The 23,634-nt window shown below is 63.2% G+C and carries 23 protein-coding genes; 3 read left to right on the top strand and 20 right to left on the bottom strand.

Annotated elements, in window-relative coordinates:
- Positions 1–112: 112 nt before the first annotated feature.
- The 16 genes from lepB to P3T42_RS04455 all read right to left on the bottom strand — a co-directional run bounded on the left by lepB (position 113) and on the right by P3T42_RS04455 (position 14,722).
- Positions 113–1,006 carry a signal peptidase I gene (gene lepB, locus P3T42_RS04530; protein ID WP_074300316.1) on the bottom strand — a complete coding sequence of 298 codons (894 nt, stop codon included), beginning with the start codon at positions 1,004–1,006 and terminating at the stop codon, positions 113–115.
- 18 nt (positions 1,007–1,024) lie between these two features.
- A complete protein-coding gene (lepA, locus tag P3T42_RS04525) occupies positions 1,025–2,818 on the bottom strand; it encodes a translation elongation factor 4 (RefSeq protein ID WP_074300317.1) in 1,794 nt (597 codons plus the stop codon).
- Positions 2,819–2,989: 171 nt separating this feature from the next.
- Positions 2,990–3,253, bottom strand: a complete 264-nt coding sequence (locus P3T42_RS04520) for a glutaredoxin family protein (RefSeq protein WP_074300318.1) — start codon at positions 3,251–3,253, stop codon at positions 2,990–2,992.
- Positions 3,250–4,806 carry a DegQ family serine endoprotease gene (locus P3T42_RS04515; RefSeq protein ID WP_074300319.1) on the bottom strand — a complete coding sequence of 519 codons (1,557 nt, stop codon included), beginning with the start codon at positions 4,804–4,806 and terminating at the stop codon, positions 3,250–3,252. The genes P3T42_RS04520 and P3T42_RS04515 overlap by 4 nt, the downstream gene beginning before the upstream one ends.
- 28 nt (positions 4,807–4,834) lie before the next feature.
- Positions 4,835–5,878 (bottom strand): MucB/RseB C-terminal domain-containing protein, encoded by a 1,044-nt coding sequence (locus tag P3T42_RS04510; protein WP_429305287.1) that lies wholly within the window; start codon positions 5,876–5,878, stop codon positions 4,835–4,837.
- Between the two features lie 4 nt (positions 5,879–5,882).
- Positions 5,883–6,509: a sigma-E factor negative regulatory protein gene (locus P3T42_RS04505; protein WP_429305286.1), complete on the bottom strand. Its 627-nt coding sequence runs from the start codon at positions 6,507–6,509 to the stop codon at positions 5,883–5,885.
- A gap of 83 nt (positions 6,510–6,592) precedes the next feature.
- Complete coding sequence (gene rpoE, locus P3T42_RS04500; protein WP_006051939.1) at positions 6,593–7,192, bottom strand: RNA polymerase sigma factor RpoE; 600 nt, start codon at positions 7,190–7,192, stop codon at positions 6,593–6,595.
- 101 nt (positions 7,193–7,293) lie between these two features.
- The gene (locus P3T42_RS04495; RefSeq protein WP_367117664.1) at positions 7,294–7,797 is read right to left on the bottom strand and encodes a protein YgfX; all 504 of its coding nucleotides are present in this window, start codon (positions 7,795–7,797) and stop codon (positions 7,294–7,296) included.
- Positions 7,798–7,811: 14 nt separating this feature from the next.
- Complete coding sequence (gene fabF, locus P3T42_RS04490) at positions 7,812–9,050, bottom strand: beta-ketoacyl-ACP synthase II (RefSeq protein ID WP_074301713.1); 1,239 nt, start codon at positions 9,048–9,050, stop codon at positions 7,812–7,814.
- Between the two features lie 231 nt (positions 9,051–9,281).
- A complete protein-coding gene (acpP, locus tag P3T42_RS04485; RefSeq protein ID WP_004197638.1) occupies positions 9,282–9,521 on the bottom strand; it encodes an acyl carrier protein in 240 nt (79 codons plus the stop codon).
- A 153-nt stretch (positions 9,522–9,674) separates the two neighbouring features.
- Positions 9,675–10,424 (bottom strand): 3-oxoacyl-ACP reductase FabG, encoded by a 750-nt coding sequence (fabG, locus tag P3T42_RS04480; protein ID WP_074300322.1) that lies wholly within the window; start codon positions 10,422–10,424, stop codon positions 9,675–9,677.
- Positions 10,425–10,496: 72 nt separating this feature from the next.
- On the bottom strand, positions 10,497–11,429 hold the full coding sequence (fabD, locus tag P3T42_RS04475; protein ID WP_429305285.1) for an ACP S-malonyltransferase: 933 nt from the start codon (positions 11,427–11,429) through the stop codon (positions 10,497–10,499).
- 101 nt (positions 11,430–11,530) lie between these two features.
- Positions 11,531–12,520: a beta-ketoacyl-ACP synthase III gene (locus tag P3T42_RS04470; protein ID WP_074300324.1), complete on the bottom strand. Its 990-nt coding sequence runs from the start codon at positions 12,518–12,520 to the stop codon at positions 11,531–11,533.
- Positions 12,520–13,626 (bottom strand): phosphate acyltransferase PlsX, encoded by a 1,107-nt coding sequence (gene plsX / locus P3T42_RS04465; protein ID WP_074300325.1) that lies wholly within the window; start codon positions 13,624–13,626, stop codon positions 12,520–12,522. Before plsX ends, P3T42_RS04470 begins: the two co-directional genes overlap by 1 nt.
- Positions 13,627–13,798: 172 nt before the next feature.
- Positions 13,799–13,978, bottom strand: a complete 180-nt coding sequence (gene rpmF, locus P3T42_RS04460; protein WP_074263835.1) for a 50S ribosomal protein L32 — start codon at positions 13,976–13,978, stop codon at positions 13,799–13,801.
- 99 nt (positions 13,979–14,077) lie between these two features.
- On the bottom strand, positions 14,078–14,722 hold the full coding sequence (locus P3T42_RS04455) for a DUF177 domain-containing protein (protein WP_074300326.1): 645 nt from the start codon (positions 14,720–14,722) through the stop codon (positions 14,078–14,080).
- A gap of 271 nt (positions 14,723–14,993) precedes the next feature.
- Here P3T42_RS04455 and P3T42_RS04450 point away from each other — a divergent pair, with 271 nt between their 5' ends.
- Positions 14,994–15,611: a Maf-like protein gene (locus tag P3T42_RS04450; RefSeq protein WP_074300327.1), complete on the top strand. Its 618-nt coding sequence runs from the start codon at positions 14,994–14,996 to the stop codon at positions 15,609–15,611.
- A complete protein-coding gene (locus P3T42_RS04445) occupies positions 15,608–16,327 on the top strand; it encodes an SAM-dependent methyltransferase (RefSeq protein WP_429305284.1) in 720 nt (239 codons plus the stop codon). Before P3T42_RS04450 ends, P3T42_RS04445 begins: the two co-directional genes overlap by 4 nt.
- Positions 16,328–16,363: 36 nt before the next feature.
- Here P3T42_RS04445 and P3T42_RS04440 read toward each other — a convergent pair whose 3' ends face one another.
- The 4 genes from P3T42_RS04440 to P3T42_RS04425 are packed head-to-tail and all read right to left on the bottom strand — an operon-like array spanning position 16,364 to position 19,453.
- The gene (locus tag P3T42_RS04440) at positions 16,364–17,368 is read right to left on the bottom strand and encodes a S49 family peptidase (protein WP_074300329.1); all 1,005 of its coding nucleotides are present in this window, start codon (positions 17,366–17,368) and stop codon (positions 16,364–16,366) included.
- Between the two features lie 18 nt (positions 17,369–17,386).
- On the bottom strand, positions 17,387–17,779 hold the full coding sequence (locus tag P3T42_RS04435) for a Rieske (2Fe-2S) protein (RefSeq protein ID WP_074300330.1): 393 nt from the start codon (positions 17,777–17,779) through the stop codon (positions 17,387–17,389).
- Complete coding sequence (locus P3T42_RS04430) at positions 17,776–18,435, bottom strand: HAD-IA family hydrolase (protein ID WP_074300331.1); 660 nt, start codon at positions 18,433–18,435, stop codon at positions 17,776–17,778. Before P3T42_RS04430 ends, P3T42_RS04435 begins: the two co-directional genes overlap by 4 nt.
- Positions 18,428–19,453: an RluA family pseudouridine synthase gene (locus P3T42_RS04425; protein ID WP_429305613.1), complete on the bottom strand. Its 1,026-nt coding sequence runs from the start codon at positions 19,451–19,453 to the stop codon at positions 18,428–18,430. Before P3T42_RS04425 ends, P3T42_RS04430 begins: the two co-directional genes overlap by 8 nt.
- Positions 19,454–20,184: 731 nt before the next feature.
- Here P3T42_RS04425 and P3T42_RS04420 point away from each other — a divergent pair.
- Positions 20,185–23,541, top strand: coding sequence for an Rne/Rng family ribonuclease (locus P3T42_RS04420; protein ID WP_429305283.1), 3,357 nt, complete (start codon positions 20,185–20,187; stop codon positions 23,539–23,541).
- Positions 23,542–23,634: the final 93 nt, after the last annotated feature.

Raw genomic sequence — 23,634 nt, 5'->3', positions numbered from 1 at the left:
GTGAAGCGACCTTACCGCACGTTCTTAAAGTAGCGTGATAACACGCCGCACGCGATGAACGACATGCGCGCGGCGTGTTGTGCGGTCAGTGAGCGGTCAAATGCGATGACGCTCAGTGGAACGTCCCGATGCGTTTCAGATTGCTGAAATTCATCCAGATAAAGAACGCACGGCCGACGATATTCTTGTCCGGCGCGAAACCCCAGTAACGGCTGTCCGCACTGTTATCGCGGTTGTCGCCCATCATGAAATAGTTGCCGGGCGGCACCTTGCAGATCACGCCACGCGCGTTATACGTGCAGTTATCGCGATACGGATAATCTTCCGCGCCGACGATGAACGGCGGCACCGCGGGATTATTCAGAATGGCGTTCTTGCGGCCGTCGATGTCCTCTTCGAACTGCTTGGCGTAACCGACACGCTCTTCGTCGAAGTAGTCAGGCAACGCCGTCTCCGGCACAGGCTTGCCGTTGATGGTCAGCTGCTTGTCCTGATAGGCCACCACGTCGCCCGGCAGACCGATCACGCGCTTGATGTAGTCGACCGACTCGTCTTTCGGATAGCGGAACACCACCACGTCGCCGCGCTGAAGCGGGCTACCTTCGGTGATCTTCGTATTGGTGATCGGCAGACGGATGCCGTATTCGTACTTGTTGACGAGGATGAAGTCACCCACCAGCAGCGTCGGCACCATCGAACCCGAGGGAATCTTGAACGGCTCGACCACGAACGAGCGAACCACGAACACCACCAGAATCACCGGGAAAAAGCTCGCCGAGTACTCGAGCCACCACGGTTGACGCAGCTTTTCGTCACGCAGACGTGCCCGCGTTTGAGGGGCGTTTTCGTCGGCGAAGCGCTCGCCTACCCGCGCTTGCTGGCGGTCGAACTCGGCCACTGCCTCGTCCGCCGCGCGCCGCCGTTGCGGGATGAAAACCAGCTTGTCTGCGACCCATGCGATACCCGTCAGGATGACGAGCACAAAAAGAATCAGCGCAAAATTCATAGAGTTCCGTTCTTCGTCTTATTTGTCTTCGACACGCAGGATCGCGAGGAAAGCCTCTTGCGGAATCTCGACGGATCCGACCTGCTTCATTCGCTTCTTGCCTGCCTTCTGCTTTTCCAACAGCTTCTTCTTACGCGAGATGTCGCCGCCGTAGCATTTTGCCAGCACATTCTTACGCAAAGCCTTGATGTTTTCGCGGGCGATAATATTCGAGCCGATCGTCGCCTGAATCGCCACGTCGTACATCTGACGCGGGATCAGTTCGCGCATCTTCGCCGCCACTTCACGGCCACGGTACTGGCTCTGCGAGCGGTGCACGATCACCGACAGCGCATCGACCTTGTCGCCGTTGATCAGCATGTCGACCTTCACGACGTCCGCTGCGCGGTATTCCTTGAACTCGTAGTCCATGGACGCATAGCCGCGCGACATGGACTTCAGGCGATCGAAGAAGTCGAGCACGACTTCACCCATGGGGATTTCATAGGTGAGCTGAACCTGGCGGCCGTGGTACTGCATGTTGATCTGGTTGCCGCGCTTTTGCGTACAGAGCGTGATCACTGCACCCACATAGTCTTGCGGCATGTACAGGTTCACGGTGACGATCGGCTCGCGCACTTCCTCGATCTTCGACGGATCCGGCATCTTGGCCGGATTTTCGACCATGATGGTCGTGCCGTCGCGTTGCAGGACTTCATACACCACGGTCGGCGCCGTGGTGATCAGGTCCATGTCGAACTCGCGCTCCAGACGCTCCTGCACGATCTCCATGTGCAGGAGACCGAGGAAGCCGCAACGGAAGCCGAAGCCGAGCGCCTGTGAGACTTCCGGCTCGTACTGCAACGAAGCGTCGTTGAGCTTGAGCTTTTCCAGCGAGTCGCGCAGTGCGTCGTACTGGTTCGCTTCGACCGGATAGAGACCGGCGAACACCTGCGGCTTCACTTCCTTGAAACCCGGCAGCGGCGCGGCGGCCGGACGGTTCACCAGCGTGACGGTGTCGCCCACCTTCGCCGCGGCCAGTTCCTTGATGCCGGCGATGATAAAGCCCACCTGCCCCGCGGACAGCGACTCGAGGTTCTTCGACTTCGGCGTGAACACGCCGATGTGCTCGACCGGATACTGGGCCTCGGTCGCCATCATGCGGATCTTGTCTTTCGGACGCAGCGTGCCGTTGACGATACGCACCAGCATCACGACGCCGACGTAGTTGTCGAACCACGAATCGATGATCAGCGCCTGCAGCGGCGCTTCCGGATCGCCCTTGGGCGCCGGCACTTTCGCGACCAGGGCTTCCAGCACGTCCTCGACACCGAGGCCGGTTTTCGCGCTGCAACGCGTTGCGTCGGTTGCGTCGATGCCGATCACGTCTTCGATTTCGGTGATCGCGTTTTCCGGGTTGGCGGCCGGCAGGTCGATCTTGTTGAGCACCGGAATCACGTCGACGCCGAGTTCGATAGCCGTATAGCAGTTCGCCACCGTCTGGGCTTCGACGCCCTGACTCGCGTCGACGACCAGCAGCGCGCCTTCGCACGCCGACAGCGAGCGGCTGACTTCGTACGAGAAGTCGACGTGCCCCGGCGTGTCGATCATGTTGAGGTTGTAGATCTGCCCGTCGCGGGCCTTGTACGTCAGTGCGGCCGTCTGTGCCTTGATGGTGATGCCGCGCTCGCGCTCGAGATCCATCGAGTCGAGCACTTGCGATTCCATTTCGCGGTCGGACAGGCCGCCGCAAATCTGGATGATGCGATCGGCGAGCGTCGACTTGCCATGGTCGATGTGCGCAATGATCGAGAAATTACGAATATGATCCATTCAGTACCGATCAAGCGAAAAAGGCGCGCCCGGACGATTGCGGAGCACGCCTTGGAAGTAGGTGAAAAACCTGTCTATTTTAGCCGAAAAAGGCTTCCGCCCGGCATATCTTGCAGGAGAGCACGGAAAGTGGGCCCAGACATGGTGTCGGGCCCGGCGACTTTCGATGCGCTAGCGGGTCTGTTCGGCACGTGCGCTCAGCGCTGCGCGGACCCGCCCTTCGTCGAGATGATAGTGGCACAGCTCGACACCATCGCACACCAAAACCGGCACTAACTCGTTGTAACGTGCTTCGAGTGCAGGATCGGCGTCAATGTCGACGACTTCCACTTGCGCGCCGAACTCAGCCAGTAACGGCTCGAGTCCGGCCCGCATGTCGTCGCACAGATGGCACCACGCGCGCCCAAAGAGCGTGAGCGGTGCCGCCGGCGTCATTTCTGCGCGGAACCGCTACGCGGGCGCAGCGGCACAAACTGCGTGTTGTCGCCACGACGCACGAGCAGCGCAACCATCTTCTGCGGGTCGAGATGCGCGGTGACATCGTCGAACTGCTTGGCGTTCGCGATATCCGTGTCGCCGACGCGCAGGATCAGATCGCCCTTCTGCAAGCCGACACGCGCAGCCGGTCCGTCCACCTGGTCGACCTGCACGCCGCCGTGCACCTTCAGCGTCTTTTGCTGGTCGGCCGGGATGTCGCTCACCGCAATGCCGAGCGCGTTGGTGGCGCGCTGCTTAGGCGGCGGCGCCTGCTTCTCGTCGAGCTTCGCCGTCTTGTCCGGCTGCATCTCGGCAATCGTCACCGGCAAGTCGCGCGTTTGACCCTTGCGCCATACGGTGATGGTGGACTTGGTGCCCGGCTTCGTATCGCCGACCATGCGCGGCAGATCGGTGGCCGTGTCGACAGAATGGCCGTTGAACTTCAGGATGATGTCGCCCGGCTGCACGCCGGCCTTGTCGGCCGGACCGCCCGGTTCGACGCTGCTGACGAGCGCGCCTTGCGCCGTCGGCAGGCCCAGCGAATCGGCCACGTCCTTGGTCACTTCGCCGATCGCCACCGCGATGCGGCCGCGCGTGACCTTGCCCGTGGTCTTGAGCTGGTCGGCTACGCGCATCGCTTCGTCGATCGGGATCGCGAACGAAATGCCCATGAACCCGCCCGTACGGCTATAGATCTGCGAGTTGATGCCGATCACCTCGCCCTGCATGTTGATCAGCGGACCGCCGGAGTTGCCCGGATTGACCGGCACATCGGTCTGGATGAACGGCAGGTAGTCGCCCGTGTCGCGGCCCTTGGCGCTGACGATACCGGCGGTCACCGTGTTCTCCAACCCGAACGGCGAGCCGATGGCCACAACCCATTCGCCCACGCGCACCTTGGTCGAATCGCCAATGGTGACGGCCGGCAGATTCGATGCGTTGATCTTCACGACCGCGACGTCAGTACGATCGTCGACGCCGATCAGTTTGGCCTTGAATTCGCGCTTGTCGGTGAGCGTGACGTAGATGTTGTCGGCGTCGTCCACCACGTGGGCGTTGGTCATGACATAGCCATCCTGCGACAGGATGAAACCGGACCCTACACCGCTGCTTTGCTCGGAATCGGAATTGTCGGGCGCATCCTGACTGCCGCCGTTGCCGCCACTCCCGCCGCTACCCCCGTTGCTGCTGCCGTTATCGCCGTTGTCGCCGCCACCGCCGCCATGCGGCGAGCCGCCCGGTTGCTGCGGCATCGGAATGCCGAAGAAGCGCCGGAAGAACTCCGACATGTCGCCATCGTCTAGCCCCGGTGCCGAGCCATGGGCACTTCCGCCGCTCGACACACGGGTGGTGGTGCGGATGTTGACGACCGCCGGGCCGACTTTGTCGACGAGATCGGTGAAGTCGGGAAGATTGGCTGCGGGGGCCGCCGACGCCGCATGCGGCACCAGCGGCAGACAAACTGCCACCACCGCGGCTGCGAGAAATTTGCGCACCGTGAAAATCGTCATATCTTAGCCAGCCGAGGGATTCGAGGGATTACTTGGGAGCCTTATATTCTATGGCAGACGCAAATTGCTGCAATGTGGCCTGGGGCACTTCCCCTAGCAGAGTAATCCAGAAGTCACCGCGACGCTTCACCAGGACGTGCGTCGCCCCGCTACTGCCCGCGCCTTCCTTGCGCGTGTTGTTTTCAACCGGTTCGACAAACACCGAAATCGCCGCGAGACCGTCCGAGAACACGGCCTGATCGACCGGGATGGCCGGCTCGCCCGGGTCGCGCGCCGCCATTGGGCGGCGCAACTCGCGAATCTTGTGGAAACCGGGCACGGTGGGCTCGATGTCCCAGCCTTGCGCCTCCATGTCCACCGGCTCGACCGGCGGACGCACCATCGTCCAGCCTGCGGTGTTATGAATGCCGTTGACTATCGCGGTCTTGTCGACCGGGACGCCAATGCTGATCTGCGAGAACGACAACTGCTCGAGCACCTGGCCGCTCGGGTCGAGCGTTTGCGCGCGCAGCAGCAGGCCGGTCTTCTTGTCGGCCCACAGCTTGTACGCGAACCGGTAGGCGTCTTTCGGATCGAGTTCGACGACGTCGCTGTCGATTCCCGCCACACGGTCGTCGCCAAGCAGCTTGGGCTCGTAGACCGACAGCACCTGGTCGCTGCTGGCGGCTAGCAGTGCGGGGAACGAATCCTTGTTTTGGCGCTTTTCGACGACACACAGATGCCGTTCGGGGATGAACGTGTACATGTCGTCGTTATGGCGCAACATCTTGCGCGGCTTGCCGTCGAGGCTTTCGAGCTGCTCGAACTCGCCGTCGTTGCGGGTGGCGTAATGGGCGATCCGCGAGGTCTGGACGAAATTGCCCCGCTGATAGACGAACGCACCCTCGTAATTCTGCTGCTGGGCAGCCTGGTGGATCCGGTTGAGCAAGTCCGCCGCAGTGCGGCGGACGACGAGCGGATCGTCTGATTGCGCAAAGACACGCGGCGTGGCGGACAACAATACGGCTGCGCAGAACAGAAATGCTGGCAGCCGCCCCCAGATAGTCGTTTTATTCAACCGCAGTGTCTGCATCAGACTATTGGCCTTGCGTGGTCATGGCGGAGGTACGAATCAGCGGCATCGAACCGGGCATGACCGGCTGCTGCGCAAACTGCTGATGGGCTTCCAGATACTGGTCGAGACTGGCGTCACGGATGATATTGCCGTCCTGGACCGGCTGCGTGGCGGTTACAGCCGGCACGGAGGCCATCGCCACACGCTGCATCGCATCCCCATGGGACTGGATCGACGCGACCTGGCTCACGCCGGCGCCGCCCGGCACACCCTGCAGTTGCGGCACGACAATCCACGTCAGCGTGGCGGCGGCCGCGGCGACCGCAAAGGCCGGCACGACACGGCGGCGCAGCGCCAGCAGACGGCGTGCAACCGGCAGCGCGGCAGGCGCGAACACGTGCGGCTCCTGCTCGAGGCGCGCCGCAAAGCCGGCGAGGAACGCACTGCTGGCCGCGGGACTCACCGCCAGATCGTCGGAGCGCATGGCGTCGCCGATCAGGTGGTATTGCGACCAGGATGCACGATCTTCGTGATCCAGCTCCGAAATAAACTTGTTCAGATGCTCTTCGCCGAACAACTCACCGTCGACAAAAGCGGACAGACGCTCGCCTCGCGAGCTTGCTTGCGATTGCATCGAGACCGACCCCATGATGCTCCCCATCTTACAGACACCCCTAGTGACACCACCTAACCCAGATATTGCCCCATTGCCCCGCAGGGCGAGCTGGCCGACTACCAGCGTTTGCCTTCGGGTGTGTCAAGCAATGGACGCAATTTTGCCGCAATGGCTTCGCGAGCGCGAAAAATTCGTGATCTGACCGTGCCGATTGGGCACCCCATCATCTCAGCGATTTCCTCATAGCTCAAACCTTCAATTTCACGAAGAGTAATGGCGGTACGCAACTCTTCCGGTAAAACCGCCATCGCAGCATTGACCGTCTCAGCGATCTGCTTGCTCATCAACATCGACTCAGGCGTGTTGATATCCCTTAGTTGGTCGGCGTCCGAGAAAGTTTCAGCTTCTTCAGCATCCGCTTCGGTCGAGGTAGGTGCGCGCCGCCCCTGGGTCGCAAGGTAGTTCTTTGCCGTATTGACCGCAATCCGGTACAACCACGTGTAAAAGGCCGATTCGCCGCGAAATTGGGGCAACGCCCGGTATGCCTTGATGAAGGCATCCTGAGCCACGTCCTCAACTTCAGCGGGGTCGCGCACAAGGCGCGAGATCAGCCGGAGGATCTTACGGTGGTATTTGGAGACCAGAAGCTCGAACGCGGCCTTGTCGCCCTTCTGGACGCGTTCGACCAGCACCTGATCAATTTCTTTTTCGCTCACCTGATAAATCCGTTAACTATAGGGCGCATCGCGGGGCACCATTGTAGCGTCCCCATCATCGCGTCACGATACTAAGGTAACAGCGGTTACAGTCGTTACAGTCAAACGTGCGCGGCGCGCCGGCCCAGCACGGCCAGCTCGCGAAAAGCGTCGGCGCAAAGCGCGTCCGCCGCGATCAGTAGTGTCCGGGAACGGCCGCCCGCGTCCGCGAGCGCCAGAATGAGAAGCCGGCCGCTCCACTGCGAACAGCCGGCAATGCGGCCCTGCACAAGCATCTGCCCCGCGTGGTTCCAGACGGCTAGGCCATCCGGCCCGATTTTGATGGCGCCGGGCTCGGCGCGTTCATGCCGCCACGCGCCTAGCATCAGCGAGGCTAGCACAGCCAGCGTGGCGGGTGCGGCCGGCAAGACACCGAGACGCGCTGCCAGACACATTTGCACCGCCGCGACGGCGATCAGGATAAACGCTGCCGTTGCGCAGCGCATCGTGGCGGAGCGCCGCAGCGTGATCAACGACGCCCCATGGGACGAGGCCGGTCCGGGCATCAGCACCGGACCGGCCTGCGTGGGGTGTTGCGTGAGCGCGGGTGTCGACGTTGGGGTCAAGCGGCCAAGCCTGCTCAGGCGCGCTTGAAGACCAGCGTGCCGTTGGTGCCGCCGAACCCGAACGAGTTCTTCAGCGCGACGTCGATCTTCATCTCCCGCGCGGTGTTGGCGCAGTAGTCAAGATCACACGCGGGATCCTGGTTGAAGATGTTGATCGTCGGCGGCGACACCTGATGATGCACGGCGAGCACCGTGAACACCGACTCGAGACCGCCGGCGCCGCCCAACAGGTGGCCCGTCATCGATTTGGTTGAATTCACCACGATGTTCTTCGCGTGATCGCCGAAAGCGCGCTTGATGCCGGTGGTTTCCGCCAGGTCGCCCAACTGCGTGGAGGTGCCGTGTGCGTTCAGGTAGTTCACCTGATCCACGCTCACGCCCGCGTTCTTCAGGGCCGCCAGCATGCAGCGGCGCGCGCCGTCGCCGTCTTCCAGCGGCGCAGTCATGTGATACGCGTCGCCGCTCATCCCATAGCCGCTGACCTCGGCGTAAATCTTCGCGCCACGGGCCTTCGCGTGCTCATACTCTTCGAGCACCATCACGCCTGCGCCCTCGCCCAGCACGAAGCCGTCGCGATCCTTGTCCCACGGGCGGCTCGCCGTTGCCGGGTCGTCATTGCGTTGCGACAGCGCACGCGCGGCCGCAAACCCGCCAATGCCGAGCGGCGACACGGTGGATTCCGCACCGCCCGCAATCATGACGTCGGCGTCGCCGTATTCGATCAGGCGCGATGCTTCACCGATGCAATGCAGGCCAGTGGTACACGCAGTGACGATGGCGAGATTCGGGCCCTTGATGCCGAATTTGATCGACAGGTGGCCGGAGATCATGTTGATGATCGAAGCCGGCACGAAGAACGGCGAAATCCGCCGCGGGCCGCGGTTGAGCAGTTCGGTTTGCGTGACTTCGATCATCGGCAGACCGCCGATGCCCGAGCCGACCACCACACCGATGCGCTCCGAATTTTCATCGGTGACTTCGAGTCCGCTGTCCTGCATCGCCTGGATGCCGGCAGCCACGCCGTAATGGATGAACGTATCCATGTGGCGCGCTTCCTTACCGGGGATGTAGTCCTCGATATTGAAGCCCTTCACCTCGCCGGCAAAGCGGGTCGTGAAGTTCGACGCATCGAACTTCGTGATATTGGCAATACCCGACTTGCCTGCGACCAGATTGGCCCAGCCGTCGGCAACATTATTGCCAACAGGCGAAATCAGCCCCAGGCCTGTAACGACAACACGACGACGGCTCACGGTAACCTCTTTTTCATAGGTGACAAAAGCAAAAGCCACAGCGGCTACAGGAATCAGACCTGTGAGCCCTGTGGCTGTTAACCTGGAAACTGCGCTGAAAACTGCGCTCGAGACCGCGCCGGCAACTTCATCGCCAGCCTGGTCGGCAATAGCGCCAACCCTGCGCTTGCCGGAAACCGGCACGACAGGGCGTCACACGCAGCCAACCCAGCAACGCGGGCGCGAATGACCTTAGGCCTTGACGTTTGCGCGAGCGTAGTCGATGGCTTGCTGAACGGTCGTGATCTTCTCAGCTTCTTCATCCGGAATTTCCATGCCGAATTCGTCTTCGAGGGCCATCACGAGTTCGACGGTGTCGAGCGAGTCAGCGCCGAGGTCGTTCACGAACGATGCTTCGTTCTTGATCTCCGCTTCCGCAACGCCCAGTTGTTCTGCGACGATCTTCTTGACGCGCTGTTCGATATTGTCCATTAACCCCTCCAAGGGAAAAGAAGTTCAAAAATACAGGTGCGCGCATTTTATCAGGTTTGCCCCTGCAAAAAAGCGGCGCGCACGGTTCCTGTCAAGGCATCCGCCCCACCGCGTCGAGAAACGCGTCACGGCGCGGATGGTAACCGAATTCCGTTACGACATGTACATGCCGCCGTTTACATGGATCGTCGTGCCGGTGATGTAGCCGGCCTGCGGCGAAGCAAGAAACGCGACGGCGTGAGCAATGTCTTCCGGGCTGCCCAGACGGCCAAGCGGAATCTGCGCCTTCAGCGCGGTTTGCTGCTCTTCCGGCAGGGTCTTCGTCATGTCGGTGTCGATAAAACCCGGCGCAACGCAATTCACGGTGATGCCGCGGCTGCCGATTTCACGCGCCAGCGCCCGCGTCATGCCTGCCACGCCGGCTTTCGCCGCTGCGTAGTTGGCCTGCCCCGGGTTGCCGGCCGAGCCGACCACCGAAGTGATGTTGATGATCCGGCCGCCACGCGCCTTCATCATCGGACGCAAGACGGCGCGCGACAAGCGGAATACGGACTTGAGATTGGTGTCGATCACCGCGTCCCAGTCGTCGTCCTTCATGCGCATGGCCAGTTGATCCTGGGTGATGCCCGCGTTGTTCACGAGGACGTGCAATGTTCCGAATTCTTTCACGGTGCCGTCGATCAGCGCTTCGGCAGCCGCGGCGTCGTTCACGTTCAGCACGGCACCGCGGCCGTTCACGCCGGCGGCCTTGAAGGCTTCGCTAATCGCGCTGGCGCCGCTTTCGCTGGTTGCCGTGCCGATCACCGTTGCGCCCTGGCGCGCCAGTTCGAGCGCAATGGCGCGGCCAATGCCGCGCGAGGCGCCCGTCACGATCGCGATCTGCTTATCGAGAGTCTTTTCCATCTGTAGTCCAGATTGCCCGTGAGGGCTGATTGCACGTTAGGCGGGTTGGGTCTTGCGATGCCGGCGCGGCGTTCAGGCCGTCACGAGCTTGAGCGTTTCTTCGAGCGAGGCCGGATCGAACACCGACGCGCCGACCAGATTGCCGTCGATGCGCCTGGTCAGACCCGCCAACACCTTGCCGGGACCGCATTCGATCACATGCGTCACACCTTGGCTCGCGATTGCCTGCACGCATTCCACCCAGCGCACCGCACCGGCTGCCTGACGCACAAGCGCATCCTTGATGGCGGCCGGCTCGCTAACCACGGCCACGTCGACGTTGTTGACGACCGGAATCGCCGGCACCAGCACTTCGACGCTCGCCAGATACTCGCGCAACTGGTCCGATGCCGGCTTGAGCAGCGACGAGTGGAACGGCGCCGAGACCGGCAACGGCAAAGCGCGCTTCGCACCCTTGGCCTTGGCAAGTTCGCAGGCCTTCTCGACCGCGGCCTTGTGGCCTGCGATCACGACCTGCGCAGGCGCGTTGAAATTCACCGCTTCCACAACGCCCGCGGACGCCGCTTCCGCACAGACCGCGCGCACTGCGTCATCGTCGAGACCGAGGATGGCTGCCATGCCGCCCACGCCAACCGGCACCGCCGTCTGCATGGCCTGGGCGCGGAAACGCACGAGCGGCACCGCGTCGCGGAACGCCAATGCGCCCGCCGCGACCAGCGCCGTGTATTCGCCGAGACTGTGGCCGGCGACGATGGCCGGCGCCGGACCGCCCGCAGCCGTCCATGCGCGGTAAATCGCGTACGCCGCCGTCAGCATGACCGGCTGGGTATTGGTGGTGAGATTCAGGTCGTCCGCCGGACCTTCGGCAATCAGCTTGCCCAGATCCTGGCCGAGCGCGTCGGACGCTTCCTGAACCGTCTCGCGCACGATGGCGTGATCGGCAAATGCATTAAGCATACCGACCGATTGCGAGCCCTGACCAGGAAAAACAAACGCAAATTTCATAGGATCCTCAACATTCGATATTTCAGAGTCGCGCGGCACACGGTCCGATCGACGCAATCAACCGCTGCAGACGGCGCGCATGCGCCGCCTCACTCAGCAGATCAATAGCGGATAACCGATGCGCCCCACGTGAAGCCGCCGCCGACGCCTTCGATCAGGATGTTCTGGCCGCGCTTGATGCGGCCGTCGCGCACGGCGACGTCGAACGCGAGCGGAATGGACGCAGCCGACGTATTGCCGTGCTCGCCCACTGTGACGACCATGCGCTCCTGCGGCAGGCCGAGCTTGCGGCACGTGCTTTGCATGATACGGATATTGGCCTGGTGCGGAATCAGCCAATCGACCTCTTGCGGTGCGAGGCCAGCTTTGCTAAGCGCTTCGACCGCGACCTTCTCGAGCACGTTGACGGCAAGCTTGAATACCGCCTGGCCGTCCATATGCAGGAACGCGCTGCCGGCGATCACACCGCCGTTCACGTTGCCCGGGGTGCAAAGAATGTTTGAGTGGCTGCCGTCGGCATGCAGGGCGCTCGCGAGCACACCCGGCTGGTCGGAGGCCGAAAGAATTACCGCGCCGGCGCCGTCGCCGAACAGCACGCAGGTCGTGCGGTCGTTGAAATCGAGCAGGCGCGAGAAGGTCTCAGCGCCGATCACCAGCGCAGTGCGATGCTGGCCGCTGCGGATGAAACTGTCGGCCGTCGCCACGGCGTAAGCGAAACCGGAACAGACCGCCTGCACGTCGAACGCAGCGCCGTTGTTCTTGATGCCGAGCTTGTTCTGCAGCAGGCACGCCGTGCTGGGAAATACATAGTCCGGCGTGGAAGTGGCGACAATGATCAGATCGATCGATTGCGGGTCGATGTCGGCCGCTTCGATCGCACGCTGGGCGGCGATGAGGGCGAGGTCGCTGGTGGTGACATCGGGTTCTGCGAAATGGCGCGCATGGATGCCCGTGCGGGCTACGATCCACTCGTCGCTCGTCTCGACGCCCTGCCTGGCGAGACGTTCTGCCAGATCCTGATTGGTGACGCGCCCGGGCGGCAGATAGCTGCCGGTGCCCAGCACGCGGGAATAAATTGTCGATTGAGCCATTATGCCTTCGAGGATAGCGCAGCGTAGGGCTCGGCTGGCTGGCCTGCGGCCGGGCTTGCGTAACCCGCGCCGCTTGCGTCGCGCGTGGCCTGTTCCAGAGAACTCGCATTCTCTTCCATCGCCCGCGCAAGGCGCTCCAGCACGCCGTTTTTGACGGCATCATACCCGCGTTTGATCGCCCACTCAAACGCGTAGGCGTCCGCCGAGCCGTGGCTCTTGATGACGAGACTGCGCAGGCCGAGCAGTGCAGCACCATTGTATTGCCGAGGATCGACCCGCTTCTTGAAGCGCAACAGCACCGGCAACGCGAGCACCCCCATCACCTTGGTCAGCCACGAACGGCCGAACTCTTCCTTGATGATGTTGTTGAGCATCTGCGCGAGCCCTTCCGACGTCTTCAGCGCGACATTGCCGACAAAGCCGTCGCAGACGATCACGTCGGTCGTGCCCTTATAGATGTCATCGCCTTCGACGTTACCGCGAAAATTCAGTGTACTCGCCCGCAGCAGTTCACCGGCACGCTTGATGGTCTCGTTGCCCTTGATGACCTCTTCGCCGATGTTGAGCAGGCCGATTGTCGGACGCTCCTTGCCTTCGAGCGCCGACACGAGCGCATGCCCCATCTCCGCAAACTGCAGCAGATGCTGCGGCTCGCAATCGACGTTGGCGCCCAGGTCGAGCATCATCGTATAGCCGGTGGGATTGGGCAGCGCGAACGCGATCGCCGGGCGTTCGATGCCCGGGAGCGTTTTCAGGACATAGCGGGAGACGGCCATCAACGCGCCGGTGTTGCCGGCGGAGATGCAGGCCTGGGCCTCGCCTTCCTTGACGCGGTTCAGCGCCACGCGCATCGACGAGTCTTTTTTCTTGCGCAATGCGACTTCAACCGGATCGTCCATGGCGACGATCTCGGAAGCAGGCACGACGATCAGGGAAGGCTCGCTCTCAGCCTTTAACTTCTTGAGCTGGGCGCGAATGGCACTTTCGATGCCGACGAGCATCAACTGCGCGTCGGGATGCGAACGAACGAAACTGACAGCCGCGGGAACGGTCACGGACGGGCCGTGGTCGCCTCCCATGCAATCTATTGTGAGCTTTACTGTCATGGAGTGCGACGAATTTCAGGCGCTCTGCATGGGATCGCAATAGGCGTTAAAGCGCCAACTGCGATGGACACAAAAAAGCGGCAGTAGAATGCCGCCTTTTTGCCGAGCCGGGAAAGTGTCAAGCGAGCCGATCGCGACGCGAAACGCCAAGGGGCGCAACGCAGTGCAACGATTAGTCGTTCTTCGTCTTGACGACTTTCTTGCCGCGATAGTAGCCGTTCGGGCTAACGTGGTGACGCAGATGCACTTCACCCGTGCTCGGTTCCACAGCCAGCGGCGCTGCGCTGAGGAAATCGTGCGAGCGGTGCATACCGCGCTTCGACGGCGACTTCTTGTTTTGTTGGACTGCCATGATAACTCCTAAAAATTTTCCGAATTCTAACACAGCCCGATACTGCAATCGCCAATGGCCGGATGGCCAACGCGCCGCATCGCGCTCCTATGCAACTGTTCAGTGCTTCTCGCCGCCGGAACCGCCCTTCTTGAGCGCTTCGAGCGCCGCGAACGGATTGGGCCGAGCGGGCTCGCCACCCGTTTCAGCTTCGTCCTGCGCGGCTTCGTCGCCCTCGCCCTCGTCACCCGCTGCCCCCGACACGAGAGACTCGTGCACTTCAGGGCAAACCTCGTGCTTGGGCACCAACGGCAAATTCAGCAGCAACTCTTCTTCGATCAAGTCGATAAGATCGAAATGGGCTGAGCCCACGATCACATCGACTTCATCCTCGTCGAGCGGAAACTCTTCGGCTTCCGCCTCAGTGTTGACGATCCGGTAAGTCGCATCGACGTTGAACGCCTGCAAATACGGCGTGAGACACCGCTGGCATTCGAGCCATGCCGACCCGTGAATCGCAAGCCTCAGATAAGGCTGCGGACCCTCGGTGCCGTCGTCCTGCAATTCCGGCTGCGTCGCCCCTTCGGCCTGCCAGGTGAACGCGCTTTCGCGCTCTGGCGCTTCCGCCGGGACTTCGTTTAACATGCGCGGCAGTTGCGAGACGCGCACGAGACCCGCGGCCTGGCGCCCACTACGCGCGAATTCGAACAGATCGAGATCATGCGGGTCGGCGAGACCTACAGGTTTGCCAGGATGTTGAGTCATGTGCGCTCCTGTGTCGGCACGGATTTAGCCGGGGTAATCGGTATGGTGAGTATGCTGCCTGTTACGGCATTGCTACTACGAGACAAACCCTGATTGCAGCGACGCCGCGCGAGGTTTGCGACGTGGCGGCAACGGGCTTGAAACTGCGTTGCAACACACGCATACCGATGAAAAGCCCAAAATCATATCCGTTTTATCTTTTCGAGTCAAACACTTAAGCCCGCACGCGCCAAGGCCCGTGCGGCCTGCCCTCTCTAGCCGTTGGTTCACCATGCCGGATACCCTTTCCCGCCCGCCGCGCCTGATTCTGGCGTCGAGTTCGCGCTATCGCCGCGAGCTTCTGGAACGCCTGCGCGTACCGTTCGACGTCGTCGTCCCCGCCGTCGACGAGACGCCCCAACCGGGCGAAACGCCCGAAGCGACCGCGCTGCGGCTCTCCGAGGCCAAAGCACGCGCCGTCGCCGCCAAACTGCCCGCCGGCGAGCACGCGCTCGTGATCGGTTCGGACCAGGTCGCCACCTACGACGGTCTGCAAATCGGCAAACCCGGCTCGCACGACAGGGCCCTCGCCCAGTTGCAGGCGATGCGCGACCGCGAAGTGCTGTTTCATAGCGCACTGTGCCTGTTCGATAGCCGTGACGGCAGTGCCCAGACGCTCGACGTGATTACGACGGTGCGCTTCAGGAATCTGTCCGACGCCGCGCTGGACGCTTATCTGCGCGCCGAAACACCCTACGACGTGGCGGGCAGCGCCAAATCCGAAGGACTCGGCATTGCGCTGCTGGACGCGATCGAATCGGACGACCCGACGGCCCTCGTCGGACTGCCGCTGATTGCTTTGTCGCGGATGCTGCTGGCAGCCGGCTTTCCTCTGTTGGGGGCGCAATGAGCGGCACACTGTATTTGATCCCGAACACCCTCGGCGAAGGCGACGCCGAGGCGCTCGACGCCGTCCTGCCCGCGCCGGTGCGGGCTCGCGCCGCGGCGCTGCACTACTACATCGGCGAAAACGCGAAAACGACGCGGGCGTTCCTGAAGAAGGTCGGCACCGAACGCCCGATCCAGGAAATCGAAATTCGCGAGCTGAATGTGAATACGCCGGCGGGCGAGATCGACAAGCTGCTCGCGCCGATTCTGGCCGGCACCGACGCCGGGCTGGTCTCCGAAGCCGGCTGCCCGGCCGTGGCCGATCCGGGCGCGTTGCTGGTCCGGCGGGCGCACGAGCGCGGCGTCAAGGTCGTGCCGTTCGTCGGACCCAGTTCGATTCTGCTGGCGTTGATGGCATCCGGCCTGAACGGCCAGAGCTTTGCGTTTCACGGTTATTTGCCGGTGGACGCCACGGAGCGGGCCAAGCGGCTGCGCGATCTGGAGCAGCAATCCCGCAAGGGGAAGCAGACCCAGATCTTTATCGAGACGCCTTATCGCAATAAGGCGCTGCTCGATACGCTGCTGGCGACCTGCGCGCCGTCGACACTGGTGTGCGTCGCGGTCGATCTGACGCTGGAAACGGAGACGATCGTCAGCCGCACGGTGACGGACTGGAAAAAAACGCCGGCGCCCGATCTGCACAAGCGCCCGGCGATTTTCCTGCTGCTGGCCGTCTGAAAGAGGCGCCCGCCGCCCAGCGGCGGCGGCCCGCCCTCACCGCAAGCTCATCTTCCCACCCAGCACCATCGCATGCACGGCGGCGCTGCCCACGGCGGCGCCGAACTTGCGCGCCACGCGGTCGGTGATGCTTTCCTTCACCGTGTAATCGACGATATCCGGCGCCTTGATGATGTCGCGCGCCACGTAATCGGTATCGCCAAAGCCATCCGCCAGCCCCAGATCGACACTCTGCTGACCGGTCCAGAAGAGGCCCGAGAAGATATCCGGCGTCTCATGCAGCCGCTTGCCGCGACCCTCACGCACCGCGTCGATGAACTGCTGGTGGATCTGGTCGAGCATTTCCTGCGCATGCGCGTCCATCTTCGGTGTTTCCGGCGAGAACGGGTCGAAGAAGCCCTTGTTTTCGCCCGACGTATGCAGACGCCGCTCGACCCCGAGCTTGTCCATCAGCCCCGTGAAGCCAAAGCCGTCCATCAGCACGCCGATCGAGCCGACGATGCTCGCCTTGTCCACGTAGATCTTGTCTGCCGCCGCTGCCGCGTAGTAGCCGCCGGACGCGCACATATCCCCCACCACCACATACAGCGGAATGGACGGATACTTGGCCCGCAAGCGGCGAATATCGCGGTTGATGATGCCCGCCTGCACCGGACTGCCGCCCGGACTGTTGCAGCTCAGGATCACGCCAGCCGTGCCGGCATCGTCGAAGGCGCTTTCCAGCGCGGAGTCGACGTCGTCGGCATTCGCGTTGGTATCCGCGGCGATCTCGCCGTCCAGCGACACGAGCGCCGTGTGGCGCCCGGTGGTCGCCACCTTCTCGCCGGAAAAGTCGAACACGCCCCAGACGACCAGCAGCACGATGACGATGAACACGAAGCGGAAAAAGATTTTCCAGCGCCGCGCCGCGCGCTGCTCGCTGATGGCCGCGAGCGCAATGCGTTCGAGGGCGGCGCGTTCCCAGCCCGGTTCATCAGTTGGCGTCGGCTTGCGGCCCGCTGAGGACGGTTGGTTTGGATCGGGAGTGAGATTGTCGGCCATGCGTCGCAGATCGAAGAGTCAGGGGGTGACCGGACACAGGTCGTCGTCCGGCAGCCAGAATACCGCGCGGCCATCCGGCGTATCCCGTTCGTCGACCTGAACGGGACGCAGCCTGCCGCCACGGCACGGACCGCCGACACACTTACCCGTGTCCGGCGCGTAAATTGCGCCGTGCGTGGCGCACATCAAGTATAAGCCCGAAGATTCGAAGAACTGGCCTTCGACCCAGTCAAGCTCCATCGGCACGTGCGCACAGCGGTTCAGATAACCGTAAGCCTCGCCACCATAGCGGACAAAAAAGACCACCGCATCGCCGCCGGCATATTTAGCCGGGCGGCGCAGCCCGGCGCCGCCTTCGAGCAGTTCATCGGAGGCGCAGATCCGCACCGGTTCCATGGCGGCCGCGCTCATGCGTTCTCGAGCAGCCAGGCGGACAGCGCGGCGACGTTCGGCGCGACGAACTTCGGCTCGAGCGCGGCAAGCGCGGCGGCCGGATGGGCGCCGTAAGTGACGGCGATGCCCGCCACGCCGGCGTTGATCGCCATCTGCAGGTCATGGGTGGTATCGCCGACCATCACGGTGCGCGTCACGTCCTGACCCAGCTCGCGGGTCAGTTCGTGCAGCATCGCCGGATGCGGCTTCGAGAAGGTTTCGTCGGCGCAGCGGGTGCCGTCGAAGAGGCTCGTGAGGCGCGACTGGTCGAGCGCCCGGTTCAGGCCCACACGGCTCTTGCCGGTGGCGACGCCCAGCAGATAGCCCTGGTCGCGCAAGGCCTGCAGCATCTCGCGCACGCCGGTGAACAGCTCGGTGGTCTGGTCCTTGACCAGATAGTGGAAGCGATAACGCTCCGCCAGCCGCGGATAGTCCGACGGATCGAGCGTCGGCGCGGCGATCTGCAGGGCGTCGCGCAAGCCGAGGCCGATCACGTAGCTGGCCGCTTCGTCCGCCGGCACCGGCAAACCGAGATCGCGGCAAGCCGACTGGATACTCCGTGTGATGTGCACGGTCGAATCCATCAAGGTACCGTCCCAGTCGAAGACGATCAGATCAAATTGCTCTCTAGCCATGCAGTTCCGTCTCCGGGTTGGACCCTTGGTTCAGTTCATTGAGCTGGTCGATGAAGCGCCGGCATTCCGCCGGCAGCGGCGCCTCGAACTGCAGCACCGCGCCCGTGACCGGGTGCGCCAGCTTGAGCCGGTACGCATGCAGAAACATCCGCTTCAGCCCCGGGCGCGCATTGCTGCGCGCCAGATCTTTGTTCAGCGCGAAATCGCCGTATTTGGCGTCGCCGACAATCGGCAAGTCCAGATGCGCGAGGTGAACCCGGATCTGATGCGTACGCCCCGTCTTCAGTTCCGCTTCGAGCAGCGCGTACTCCGGCCAGCGGTTGACCAGATTGAAAACCGTATGCGACGCGAGGCCGTCCGCCTGAACCCGCACGCGGCGCTCGCCGTCCGCCGTCAGATATTTATGCAACGGCTCCTTGACCGCCCGGCGGCGGCCCCAGTCGCTCGCCCACTCGCCATGGACGCACGCATAGTAGCGCTTGTCCATGCGGTTCTCGCGGATCTGCTCGTGCAGGCCGACCAGCGCCGCACGTTTCTTCGCCAGCATCAGGACGCCGGAGGTCTCGCGGTCCAGCCGGTGCACCAGTTCGAGGAATTTCGCCTGCGGACGCGCCTCGCGCATCTGCTCGATCACCCCGAAGGCGACGCCGCTGCCGCCGTGCACGGCGACGCCGGCCGGTTTGTCGATGACCAGCATGTGGTCATCTTCAAAAAGAATATTGAAATTAGCGGCCGGGACTGGCGTGTGAGCACTCGCTTCGGTTCCCTGGGCAATGCGGATGGGCGGCACGCGCACCAGATCGCCATGCTCGAGGCGGTACTGGGCGTCGACCCGACCCTTATTCACACGCACTTCCCCGCTACGCAGGATGCGGTAAATATGGCTTTTCGGCACGCCTTTGCAGACGCGTAGGAGGAAGTTGTCGATGCGCTGTCCGGCCGCGCCGTCGTCGATCTCGATCATCGAGACCTGGTCGCTTGCGACCGATTTCTGGGATATTTTGCCTAACTCTTTCATTCTGAATATAATTTGCCCAGCAGTCTGCGGCGGCCGGCGCATTGTCCGGTATTCCGGCGGTCTGCGCAGGTGCAAGCGATAAACAGTCATTTTACTTGCGCCCGGGTCTGGTTGCTCACCCGCATAACGAGATGCAACAAGTTGTACGCACGGAGTCAGCACCCGGCAGGGACGGCGCCCACAGGCGCGTTCGGTCATGGTCGGCTCCGCGGAAACGGAATTTTGGTAAAAAAGAATTTAACTGCGAGCCTTGGTATCGGGCGGTTTGACGCCCTGCAGGACGAGGCTTCCAGTTGCGAAAATACGGCGTGCGCCCGAGGCGTCTTGTAGAAAGTACAAGACATGGCGACGTCAAAATGAGGCGAGACACCCCCGGCGAGAAAAGACGCGCCTTTTGCGCGAACTTCCCGCTGCGGCATGACCCCATCCTTCGACCCTCCGGTCACGCGCCCAGTTGGCGCACCGGCGCGAGTGGACGAAGGCAGATGCAAGGTCAGCCGGCAGAACCCGCGGCGTGTCGGGTCGTTATTTGAAGCCGTGTTCGCATGTGCCCTGCGGCACCGCGCCCTTTTTGTGTGGGCCGGGCCCTCTCAGGCAATTCTCCCCGCCATTTTTCCCGCTCCAGCGTGCTTGTGAAAACACAATAAGGCGCGGCATGCCGCTGCCCTGATCGTCCTTTGCGTCCGACAAACGTGAGGCGTGGGCAGGCTAAGCCGCTCTGGAGCCGTTCAATGAAACGAATGTTGTTCAACGCAACGCAGCAGGAAGAACTGCGCGTAGCCATCGTCGATGGGCAAAAACTCATCGATATCGACATCGAAACCGCCGGTCGCGAACAGCGCAAAGGCAATATTTACAAGGGCATCATCACCCGCATCGAGCCGTCGCTCGAAGCCTGTTTCGTCAACTACGGCGAAGACCGCCACGGTTTTCTGCCGTTCAAGGAAGTCGCCCGCCAGTATTTCCGTGACGGCGTCGACATGCGCTCCGCGCGTATCCAGGACGCCCTGAAAGAAGGTCAGGAACTGATCGTTCAGGTCGAAAAGGAAGAGCGCGGCAACAAGGGCGCCGCCCTCACTACCTTCATTTCGCTGGCAGGCCGGTATCTGGTCCTGATGCCGAACAATCCGCGCGGCGGCGGCGTGTCGCGCCGGATCGAAGGCGACGACCGTCAGGAACTGCGCGAAACCATGGCGCAACTGCAACTGCCGGAAGGCATGAGCATCATCGCGCGCACGGCCGGCATTGGCCGTTCCGCCGAAGAGCTGCAGTGGGACCTGAACTACCTGATGCAACTGTGGCGCGCCATCGAAGCCGCGTCGCAAAGCGGTTCGGCCGGTCAGCCGATGCTGATTTATCTCGAATCGAGCCTGGTGATCCGCGCGATTCGCGACTATTTCCAGCCGGACATTGGCGAAATCCTCATCGACACCACTGAAATCCATGACCAGGCGCGCGCCTTTATGGATATCGTGATGCCGGACAATGTCAGCAAGGTGAAGCGGTATCACGACGACGTGCCGCTCTTCTCGCGCTTCCAGATCGAACACCAGATCGAAACGGCGTACTCGCGCACGGTGCCACTGCCTTCCGGCGGCGCCATCGTGATCGACCACACCGAAGCGCTGGTGGCGATCGACGTGAACTCGGCCCGCGCCACCAAGGGCGCCGACATCGAGGAAACCGCAGCCCGCACCAACCTCGAAGCCGCCGACGAAGTGGCCCGCCAGTTGCGCCTGCGCGACCTGGGCGGCCTGATTGTGATCGACTTCATCGACATGGAATCGGCCAAGAGCCAGCGCGAAGTCGAACAGCGCCTGAAAGATGCGCTCAAGCACGACCGTGCGCGCGTCCAGATGGGCAAGATTTCGCGCTTCGGCCTGATGGAACTGTCGCGTCAGCGTCTGCGTCCGGCCCTGTCGGAAGGCAGCCACGTGACCTGCCCGCGCTGTAACGGCACGGGCCACATCCGCGATACCGAATCGTCCGCGCTGCAAGTGCTGCGGATCATTCAGGAAGAAGCGATGAAGGAAAACACCGCGGCAATTCATTGCCAGGTGCCGGTCGAAGTGACCGCCTTCCTGCTGAACGAGAAGCGCGCCGAAATCAACAAGATCGAGTCGCGTTTCAAGGTCAATGTCGTCCTGATCCCGAACAAGCATCTTGACACGCCGCATTACAAGCTCGAACGCCTGCGTCACGACGATGCGCGCCTCGACGAGCCGCGTGCTTCGTGGAAGATGGCCGAAGAAGCGGCCCGCGAACTGGAATCGGAAACCGGTTACAGCAAGCGCGCCGAAGAAGTGAAGCCGAAGCAGGAAGCGGCGGTCAAGGGCATCACGCCCGAGAAGCCGGCGCCGAGCGCACCGGTTCGCCCGGCTGCCCCGGCTACGCCTGCGCCTGTCGCAGTCACGCCGGCTGGCGGCGGTTTCATCGGCTGGCTGAAGAACCTGTTTGGCGTGGCACCGGCCGCGCCCGCTCCGGCAGCTCCGGCACCCGCCGAGAAGACGGCGCGTCCGGCCCGTGGCGATCGTCCGGAACGTGGTGAGCGTACCGGCGAGCGCGGCGGCGACCGCAACCGCAATCGCCGTGGCGGCGCAACCGGCCGTGACGGCGCCGCTCGCGGCGAAGCTGCTGCCGTCGGCGGCCGTCCGGGCCAGCCGTCGCAACGTCGCGACGAGCGGGAAGGACGCGAAGGCCGTGAAGCGCGCGAAGGTCGTGAGCCGCGTGAAGCACGCGAGCCCCGCGAACCGCGTGAGAGCCGCGAAGCCCGTGATGTCCGCGAGCCGCGTGGCAACCGTGAACCGCGTGAAGGCCGCGAACCCCGTGGCGAGCGCGAAGGCCGTGACAACCGTGCCGAGCGTGGCCAGGACCGTGCTGACCGCGGTGAAACCGTGGACAGCGCACCGCGTGCCGAACGTGGCGAGCGCCCGGAACGCGGCGAACGTCGTGAGCGTGGCGAGCGTCCGGAACGCGGCGAGCGTCGCAAGCAACAGCCGGAATCCGCCGAAGCGCTGGGCCAGGACGAAAATCAGGAACTGCTGACTCAGAACCAGGCAGGCAACCTCGAAGCTGGCGCGCCGGTCGATCAGGAAGCCGTGGCACGCGAAGGCGAAGAGCGTCGCCGCCGCCGTCGCGGTCGCCGTGGCGGTCGTCGCGAGCGTGAAGAAGAAGGTGTGAACGGCAACGTTGGCGTGGAAGGTGCCGAAGGTGCTGAAGCAGTCGAAAGCGCCGAAGCGGACAATGAAACGGCCAGCGCCGCGAGCGAAGCGCCGGCTCAACAGCCGCGTCACGAAGCGCCGGCAGTCGCGCCGGTCGAAGTGGTCGTCGCAGCGGTCGCAACGGAAACCGCCGTCGTCGCCGAACTGCACGCCGCAACCGAAACGCCTGTTCTGGCCGCCGAACAGGCTGCCAAAGCGGAAGCCTTCGTGCCGGCTCCGGCCGCTGAAACCGTCGTTGCCGAAGCCCCGGCGGTTGCACAGCCTGAGCCGACGCCGGTTCCGGCCGCAGCGGTTGCCCCTGCAGTGTCTGCAGCTCCGGTCGTGACCGAAGCCGCAGCCGCCGCCGTCGAAACGACGCACGCAGCGGTTGAAGCACCGGTGTTTGAAGCGCCCGTGCAGGCGCCGGCCGCGGTTGAGCCGGTTGCTGCAGAGCCGGTGGTCGCTCAGGCGCCCGTCAGCGATGCCGCATCGGTAGCGCCGGCCGTTCAGGTTGCCGCACCGGTAGAAGCCCAGCCCGTGGCCGAAGCAGCGCCGCAGGTCCACGCCGAAGCCGCCGCTCCGGCAGCCCCGGTCGCAGCGCAACCGGCGTTGGTCGCCGAACAGGCACCGGTGCAGGCAGCCGCCCCGGCTCCGGTCGCCGCCGCGCAACCAGCTGCACGCAACGGTCTGTCGCCGGAAGCCCTGCAGCCGGTGCTGGAAAACGCCGGACTGGTGTGGGTCAACACCGACACGTCCAAGCTGCGCGCCGCGCAGGAAGCCGCTGCGCAGGCCGTCAAGCCGGCCCGCGTGCCGCGCGAGCGCAAGCCGCTGCCGCCGGTCGACAGCGCGCCGATGCAACAGGTCGAGACGGCGAAGCACCAGCAGTAAGCCGTCGCTCCGGGGGCGGTGAGTTAGCCCCTGGTTCAGAAAGCCCGCCGTCACTGGCGGGCTTTTTTTGTTATGTTCGTGCACACGTTCGCC

This window comes from Paraburkholderia sp. GAS38 (assembly GCF_050434965.1).
Taxonomy (GTDB): domain Bacteria; phylum Pseudomonadota; class Gammaproteobacteria; order Burkholderiales; family Burkholderiaceae; genus Paraburkholderia; species Paraburkholderia phenazinium_A.
The sequence above is the reverse complement of the archived record's forward strand: the minus strand, read 5'-3'. Positions and strand labels throughout refer to the sequence as shown.

Coding starts and splice junctions, on each gene's coding strand:
- rpmF (WP_074263835.1), bottom strand. CDS start 13,978: ATGGCAGTCCAACAAAACAAGAAGTCGCCGTCGAAGCGCGGTATGCAC.
- P3T42_RS04430 (WP_074300331.1), bottom strand. CDS start 18,435: ATGGCTAGAGAGCAATTTGATCTGATCGTCTTCGACTGGGACGGTACC.
- lepA (WP_074300317.1), bottom strand. CDS start 2,818: ATGGATCATATTCGTAATTTCTCGATCATTGCGCACATCGACCATGGC.
- P3T42_RS04425 (WP_429305613.1), bottom strand. CDS start 19,453: ATGAAAGAGTTAGGCAAAATATCCCAGAAATCGGTCGCAAGCGACCAG.
- P3T42_RS04505 (WP_429305286.1), bottom strand. CDS start 6,509: ATGGGGTCGGTCTCGATGCAATCGCAAGCAAGCTCGCGAGGCGAGCGT.
- P3T42_RS04520 (WP_074300318.1), bottom strand. CDS start 3,253: ATGACGCCGGCGGCACCGCTCACGCTCTTTGGGCGCGCGTGGTGCCAT.
- fabG (WP_074300322.1), bottom strand. CDS start 10,424: ATGGAAAAGACTCTCGATAAGCAGATCGCGATCGTGACGGGCGCCTCG.
- P3T42_RS04445 (WP_429305284.1), top strand. CDS start 15,608: ATGAGCGGCACACTGTATTTGATCCCGAACACCCTCGGCGAAGGCGAC.
- lepB (WP_074300316.1), bottom strand. CDS start 1,006: ATGAATTTTGCGCTGATTCTTTTTGTGCTCGTCATCCTGACGGGTATC.
- P3T42_RS04510 (WP_429305287.1), bottom strand. CDS start 5,878: ATGCAGACACTGCGGTTGAATAAAACGACTATCTGGGGGCGGCTGCCA.
- plsX (WP_074300325.1), bottom strand. CDS start 13,626: ATGACAGTAAAGCTCACAATAGATTGCATGGGAGGCGACCACGGCCCG.
- P3T42_RS04515 (WP_074300319.1), bottom strand. CDS start 4,806: ATGACGATTTTCACGGTGCGCAAATTTCTCGCAGCCGCGGTGGTGGCA.
- P3T42_RS04420 (WP_429305283.1), top strand. CDS start 20,185: ATGAAACGAATGTTGTTCAACGCAACGCAGCAGGAAGAACTGCGCGTA.
- P3T42_RS04435 (WP_074300330.1), bottom strand. CDS start 17,779: ATGAGCGCGGCCGCCATGGAACCGGTGCGGATCTGCGCCTCCGATGAA.
- P3T42_RS04455 (WP_074300326.1), bottom strand. CDS start 14,722: ATGACTCAACATCCTGGCAAACCTGTAGGTCTCGCCGACCCGCATGAT.
- P3T42_RS04470 (WP_074300324.1), bottom strand. CDS start 12,520: ATGGCTCAATCGACAATTTATTCCCGCGTGCTGGGCACCGGCAGCTAT.
- fabD (WP_429305285.1), bottom strand. CDS start 11,429: ATGAAATTTGCGTTTGTTTTTCCTGGTCAGGGCTCGCAATCGGTCGGT.
- P3T42_RS04440 (WP_074300329.1), bottom strand. CDS start 17,368: ATGGCCGACAATCTCACTCCCGATCCAAACCAACCGTCCTCAGCGGGC.
- P3T42_RS04450 (WP_074300327.1), top strand. CDS start 14,994: ATGCCGGATACCCTTTCCCGCCCGCCGCGCCTGATTCTGGCGTCGAGT.
- acpP (WP_004197638.1), bottom strand. CDS start 9,521: ATGGACAATATCGAACAGCGCGTCAAGAAGATCGTCGCAGAACAACTG.